The following is a 7,616-nucleotide window of genomic DNA, read 5'->3' as shown; positions in this document are numbered from 1 at the left end:
TCTTTGTTTTCAACTTTTACATATGGTACTTTTGAGTTATTGATTTGTACTTGATATTGTACTCCATCTTGTAATGTTAATTTTTCTTGAATTTCTACATTATCTAGTACAACTTTACCATTAACTACAGAAGAATCAATAATAATATTTTTATATATTTTGTTAGATATTGTCACCACACCGTCTACTAAATCGTCTTCAGTAATAGTAAGATTAGTAACTACTATTTCTGGTTCATTTGGTGCCTCTGGAGCTTCTGGCTCTTCTGATCCACCTGGTGTCTCTGGGGTACTTGGTTTTCCTGACTCACCTGGTGTCTCTGGAGTACTTGGTTTTTCTGACTCATCTGGTGTTTGTGGTGTACTTGGATTTGTTGAATCATTTGGAATACTTGGTTTTGTTGACTCCCCTGGCTTCTCTGAAGTACTTGGTTGACTCGATCCTCCTGAAGTTCCTGGATTTTTAGACCCACCTTGTGTCTGTGAACCTTCTCCTCTATTACTTCCAGACTCATTTGAATTTCCTATATTACTATTTGTTGAATTATTTTGTATTTTATTATCTGTTAATATTAGTTCATCATTACTAGTAATATTATCTCTATTAGATTCTTCCTGTTGCTTTGATTCACTATTATCTTTAATATTCTGAACAATTGTTTTGTCTTCATTATTTAAAATATTTTCATAATTTTTCTGCTTATTTGATAAATAAATTCCAGATGCAGATGCTAAAACTACTACAGACCCTATAGCAATAGCAATCTTATTTTTTTTATCCATAGATTTCCTCCTTTTCAATGATTATAAATATATTTTTACAAAATATTTGAATATTTTACTTTATTTTACATATATCGCCAATATGATGTCAATAATGTTTATAATTATTTAATAGTGAATAATTGCTACATTTACATATTAAATAATATAATTTTATGTTTATGCTTAAATTGTCTATACAGTCTTTAATAATCTAATAACATTTTATCTTATATACTATTTTTTACTTGTTCATTCATATTGATTTAGTATGTATATTGCATATAAATTTTAAATGAATATGAATTCTTTATAATCTAAAAAAGACTAGATTTATTCCTAGTCTTTTTCAAAATACATATTCATTTTTAATATAAGAACGTCAATTATATTGAACTTATATTTTTTCTACGACATTCATTTTCCTATAATATCATTTCTATAATAACTTGATAGTACAAGTTGACTTTTTCACAAAATAAAAAAGATAATTTGTAATATTTTTTACAAATTATCTTTTTTATTATTTAATTTTTACTTTTTTAACTAATTATTCTTTTATTAAGTTCTTATGGCTATAATCTCTGCTTTAAAATCTAGTAGCCTTTATATATAATAAAAATTTTTATATTTTTTATTATAAAATATCACCATTAGAATCTATAACTTTCTTATACCAGTAGTAACTATCCTTCTTATAACGATTCATTGATCCACTTTCTTCATCACGATCTACATATATAAACCCATAACGCTTTTGATATCCATTTAGCCAACTTAATAAATCAGTGCATGACCAAGTGCAATAAGCCAATACTTCACATCCATCATCCATTGCTTTCATTAACTCTTCTATATGAGCTTTTAAGTATGCAATTCTATATGGATCGTGTATGCTTCCATCTTCTTCTTTTTTATCAAAAGCGCCTAATCCATTTTCTGAAATTATTATTGGTAAATTATAACGACTAGTTATTTCTCTGCATCCAAATCTTAATCCACTTGGATCTATTGTCCAATCCCAATCTGTAGTTTCAAGATAAGGATTCGATGGATTTTTAAATAATCCTGGTTGGCCTGTTATTTGACCAGAACCTTTTACACCTGTAGTATTCATTGTTCCGTATGGATTTACTCCATCTATTGGATTATATTCGCATACACTTGTTTGATAATAATTTACACCCATAAAGTCAATCTTACTTGCAGCTTCTTTTAATATTTCTTCATCACCCTCAGCAAGCTGTGGTGCAAATCCTTTTTTCTCTAAATAACGAAATGCAGCTCTTGGGTATCTGCCATATCCATATATATCCATCCACCAATAATTTTTTAAATCATCAAATTCCATCTTAGACATAGCATTTTTAGGCTCACAATTGATAGCATAGCTTGGGCTATATGCAAAACTTGCTCCTATCTTACCATTTGGTATACGTTTCTTAAATTCTATTACTGTTTTTGCATGTGCCATAAATGCATGATGATTTACTTGGTAATAAGTTTTTGTATCATCAAATTTACCTGGTGGGTGAAGTGCATTCATCCAGCCTAATGTTGTAAATATATTTTGCTCATTTAATGTAATCCAATATTTTACTTTTTTACCAAAACGCTCGAATAAAACTATTGAGTATCTTACAAAATCATCTATTATCCTTGGGCTCTCCCATCCACAGTACTCATCTTCTAATGCTTGTGGCAAATCCCAGTGATAAATAGTTACCATAGGCTCTATACCATATTTTATACACTCATCTATTAAATCTTCATAGAACTTGATTCCGGCTTCATTTATTTCCCCATTACCATCAGGTATTATTCTTGCCCAAGATATAGAAAAACGGTATGTTTTTAATCCCATTTCGGCCATTAATGCTACATCTTCTTTATATCTATAATAATGATCAACAGCTCTATCACCTGTTGTACCTTTAAAAGTTTTTCCAGGTATTCTCACAAATTTATCCCAGTTTGTAAGACCTTTTCCATCTTCTAAATATGCCCCTTCTACCTGATATGCAGCTGATGCACTACCCCATAAAAAATCTTTTGGCATTTTAAACTTTTCCATAATATTCTCCTTATTTAAATTACTATTATACAACTGTTATTAAGTTTTGTAATTGAATCGTATTTTCATTATTAGTATTAATTACTTCCATATACTTTTCTGAGTTAGTAATAATTATTGGAGTAACTATATCGTAACCTTCATCTTTAATTGCATTAATATCAAAGGTTAATAAAGAATCACCTTTTTTAATTTTATCCCCTGTTTTTACTTTTGGTATAAAATGCTTTCCTTTTAAGTTCACTGTTTCTAAACCAACGTGTATTAACATTTCTACTCCATTATTGCTTTTTAGGCCTAGTGCATGATGTGTTTCAAAAAATGCATCCACAGTACCATCAAATGGAGATACAACTTCTCCTTTTGTAGGTATTATAGCAACACCTTTACCTAATACACCTGTTGAAAATGTAGCATCATTTACTTCACTTAATTCTACTACTACTCCTTCTATTGGACTTGGTATTTTAATCCCTGTGTTTAGAGGTAAATTAGAGCTTACTTCTTCTATTTCTTCATCTTCTTCATCAACAATATCTTCAAATCCTATAAGATAAGTTGCAACAAAAGTTATACCTATAGTTACTGCTGCTGTTATTAATATATACATAAAAGATTCAGGTCTACCACTTTCTATGTATTGAGGTATTGTAACAAGAGCTGGTGTGGCTACTCCAAAAGATTTTAATTGGAAAAATACTCCTACTAAACCACCTGCTGCTGCTCCTATACCAGCTCCTAACATAGGTTTTTTTAGACGAGTTGTTACACCATAAAGCGCTGGTTCTGTTATACCTGCAACTAATGCTGAAAATGCTGAAGAACCTGCAGTTTGTTTTAAATCCTTATTTTTAGTTTTAATTGCAACAGATAATGAAGCTGCACCTTGTGCCATGTTTGAACAGAATTCTGATATACATATAAATCCTTCATATCCTGTTGTTGCTATCATACTTAACTTAATTGGTGTAAATGCATGGTGCATCCCAGCCATAACGATAAAAGGATATATCCCAGATACAAGTCCTATGGCAATAAATCCAAGCTTATCGTGTATAAAGTAAATTACTGAAGATAAAGCCTCTCCAAATATAGATCCTAAAGGACCTACCACAACCATAATAATTGGTGATGCAAATAGCACAACTAACATTGGTTTTAAGAAATTTTTAGTTATAGGAGGAGTAATTTTATCTACAAATTTTTCTATGTAAGATAGTACCCATACTCCTAGTATTATTGGAATTACAGAGTAAGCATATGAAGCATATGTTACTGGTATTAAATCAAAGAATTTAACTGTTTCTCCAGCTTCATTTGCTGCACTCATAAGTTTTATAAAATTAGGATGCAAAATAATTAATGCTAAACTAGCAGCATAGTACTGATTAGTATTAAATTTATTTGCAGCTGACATTGCAATTAATACTGGCATAAAGAAAAATGCACCATCACCAATAACGGATATTAGCTCATAAGTTTGGCTACTACTGTCTAATAATCCCATCATAGGTAATACTGTCAGTAATACCTTAATCATAGCTGCTCCTATAAGTGCTGGTATAACTGGTGCCATACATCCTGAAATTACATCAAGAATTGTTGATAGTATTCCTTGCTTTTCTTTAGATTTGTTATTTTGTGTTTGTTTATTATCTTGGAAATTACCTAGCTTACAGATTTCTTTATAAACTGCTCCTACTTCATTTCCTACTATTATTTGGTATTGGCCACTTTTTTTCATAATGCCCATTACCCCTTTAGTTTTTTTGACAAGTTCATCATCTACTATAGATTCATCTTTCAATGTAAATCTCAGTCTTGTCATACAGTGTACTAAGCTAATAACATTAGATTTTCCACCCATTCTTTCTAGAATTTGTTTTCCAACTTTTGCGTAATCCATTTACTTTCCTCCATTCATATTTTTAAATAGAGGTTTTGCCTACATATACAAGTTACCTTATAGCGTAGTTACAATCCTTTTTATATAATAAGCCAGTGGATTTCTAGCTTAATTATCGTGTTATATACTTGCTTTTGTTGTAATTCTTTCAATGTGTATCATTAAGTATAATTGCTCATCTTTAGTTAGATTATAGTCATAAATTTGTCTTATCTGATTCTTTATTTTTAAAACACACTTATAACTATCAGTATATTTATCTTTGAAAACTTCAAAAATTTCTACATTATCATCTTCATAAGGTGATCGATTAATTATTCTTTGTGCAAAAAATTTTAAATGTGTTACAAATCTATAGTAATATACTGACTCTTCATTGAAATCTATTTTATATGAGTACTTTATTATGTTTAATATATCTTGCATAATTCTTGTTATATTAACTACATCTGACATATCATCTAATTGTGCATTTACTATGTGTTGGGCTATATATCCTGCCTCATCTTCTTCAAATTCTATACCAAACTTTTCTTTAATAGCTTCAAGAGCTTGTTTAGCTACTTTATATTCATCTCTAAATAACCTTTTTATATCAATTAAAAGTGGGTTTTTTATTTGTATGCCTTTTTTAAAACGCTCTACGGCCCCATGGACATGTTCCGTCAAAGAAACATATATTATATCATTTACTTTCTTATCATATTGTTTTTCTAAAATAGAAACCACTTGTTCTGTAATCTTAATGTATTCTTGTGGAATATCTGAAACAATATTCTTAAGCCTTTGATTTAATTCTTGATTTGAATTAGAAAATATCTTGTATCCTCCTGATAATTCTATGTCATCACCTTGTTTCTTACCAAAGGCAACCTCTTTCCCCATAACTATTATCTCTTCTCCGCTTTCATCAAGAGAAATAAAGGCATTGTTATTAAGTATCTTTTCGATTTTCATACCTTGATCCTCCTAAAATAATATACATAAAAAAGGCAAAACCAAAATAAGCGTAAATTTTCATTGACGCTTATTAGGGTTTTGCCTGCATAATCAGTTACAATCCTAAATTAATGTTATCATCTAATTATTAGTTTGTAAAGTCAATATTAAACTTTTATTCATAATTCTTATATTTACAATATCAATATTCTTGAGTTCATAAAGTAATCTTTTATATTATATATGTTATTTATATTTCGTTAGCGGCATCATAAGCAGTTTTAATTGCATTTTCAATATCAGCTGCTCTATCTTTGCAATCACCTATTTTAACAACTTTAATATTATTTTCTAATAGTTTATCAATATCAAAGCTATTAGGTCTAGCACCAACTGCCATAACTACGTAATCACAAGGTATTTTTACTTCATTATTATTATTTTCACAGATTATACATTCTTTATCTATTTTATTAACTTTATGATTAGTGTAGATTTCAACATTGTTTCTAGTGAAGTTTTCCATCAAAGTTGGAAGTATAGTACTACTTTCACCCTTAGCTATACTATTATCCATTTCAATTATAGAAACTTTATTTCCTTCTTGAAGGCATAAGTGCTCAGCTACTTCACAACCTACCATACCTCCACCGATAACAGCAATATTACCAAATACTTGTTGTTCACCATTCAGTATTTTCCATGAATCACATACCATTTGCTTATTATAGCCATCTATACTTGGTATAAAATTACTTGATCCTACTGCAACTAATACAGCATCTGGATTTAAAGTTAATATATCTTCTTGAGTTACTTTTTTTCCAAGTCGTAATTCTACATTTTGAGAAATTACAGAATGTGTTAAAAATCTAATAGCTCTACGAATTTCATTTTTTCTAGGAGGAATAGAAGCTAAATTTAATTGACCTCCTAAAGATGTATTTTCATCAAATAAAGTTACACTATGACCTTTTAAGCTTGCTACACGTGCAGCTTCAAGCCCTGCAGGTCCTCCTCCTACTACTATAACTTTTTTCTTAGTTTCAGCTTCAGTGATTTTTCTAGTTCCTTCATATCCATTTTCAGCATTTAATATACAGCTTAAAAACTTACGGTTTTGAATATTGTCAGTACATCCTTTATTACAACTTATACATTCACGGATATCTTCAAATTTATTATCTTTTACTTTGTTAACCCAATCAGGATCTGCAAGCAGAATTCTACCAAGTCCAATTATATCTGCCTTATCAGCTTCTAAGATACTTTCTGCCATTTTAGGATTAAATATTCTACCAACAGTACTAACTGGAATATTTACTGATTTCTTTATTTGAGCAGCAATATCAACAAAGAATCCATAAGGTTGTACTCCCATTGGAGGAATAGTATCTGCCATATTACCAGTATGGTTGGCTTGAGCCACATGAAGCATATCAACTCCAGCTTCTTCTAACCATTTAGCAAATGTAGGTGCTTCATCTAGATTGATTCCACCTTTACCTCTTTCAGCTGTAACAACTGAAAATTTATAATCAATAGGCATATCAGGAACAGCTTTTTTTAATGCTTTTACAAGTTCTAGTGCAAATCTTGTTCTGTTTTCTAGAGTTCCACCAAATTTATCATTTCTTTTATTTAATATAGTACTACATAATGAACCTACTAATCTGTCTCCATGTATTTGAATAATATCCACACCAGCTTTTTGAGCACGTATTGCACAATTACACATCTTATCAATAATATCTTTTAGACCTTCCTCACTAACTTCATTTACGAAGTGTTGCATATCATGATGTAGTTTTTCTCTTACAGCTTTCATATCACCAGTAGCAACTATCTTATTTATAGCATCACAGTCATACTCTGGATGAAATATCTGAGCAGACACTTTAGCTCCATATTTATGTATTGAATCACATAATTTCCT

4 protein-coding genes and 1 pseudogene are annotated in these 7,616 nt (G+C 29.9%); all 5 read right to left on the bottom strand.

Going from position 1 to position 7,616, the window contains the following annotated elements:
- Positions 1-782 (bottom strand): annotated as a pseudogene (locus J7G74_RS14045) (hypothetical protein); the annotation flags it as partial.
- Positions 783-1,398: 616 nt separating this feature from the next.
- The gene (locus J7G74_RS14040; RefSeq protein ID WP_297136484.1) at positions 1,399-2,835 is read right to left on the bottom strand and encodes a glycoside hydrolase family 1 protein; all 1,437 of its coding nucleotides are present in this window, start codon (positions 2,833-2,835) and stop codon (positions 1,399-1,401) included.
- Between the two features lie 25 nt (positions 2,836-2,860).
- Positions 2,861-4,741 carry a beta-glucoside-specific PTS transporter subunit IIABC gene (locus J7G74_RS14035; protein WP_297136482.1) on the bottom strand — a complete coding sequence of 627 codons (1,881 nt, stop codon included), beginning with the start codon at positions 4,739-4,741 and terminating at the stop codon, positions 2,861-2,863.
- A gap of 120 nt (positions 4,742-4,861) precedes the next feature.
- Entirely contained in the window at positions 4,862-5,698 is an 837-nt protein-coding gene (gene licT / locus J7G74_RS14030) for a BglG family transcription antiterminator LicT (RefSeq protein ID WP_297136480.1), read from the bottom strand.
- Between the two features lie 232 nt (positions 5,699-5,930).
- A partial coding sequence (gene bilR / locus J7G74_RS14025; protein ID WP_297136478.1) for a bilirubin reductase, long form occupies positions 5,931-7,616 on the bottom strand: 1,686 nt, incomplete at its 5' end.

This window comes from Terrisporobacter sp. (assembly GCF_017888745.1).
Taxonomy (GTDB): domain Bacteria; phylum Bacillota; class Clostridia; order Peptostreptococcales; family Peptostreptococcaceae; genus Terrisporobacter.
Note: the sequence above shows the minus strand (reverse complement) of the source record. Positions and strands in the feature narration are given on the sequence as shown.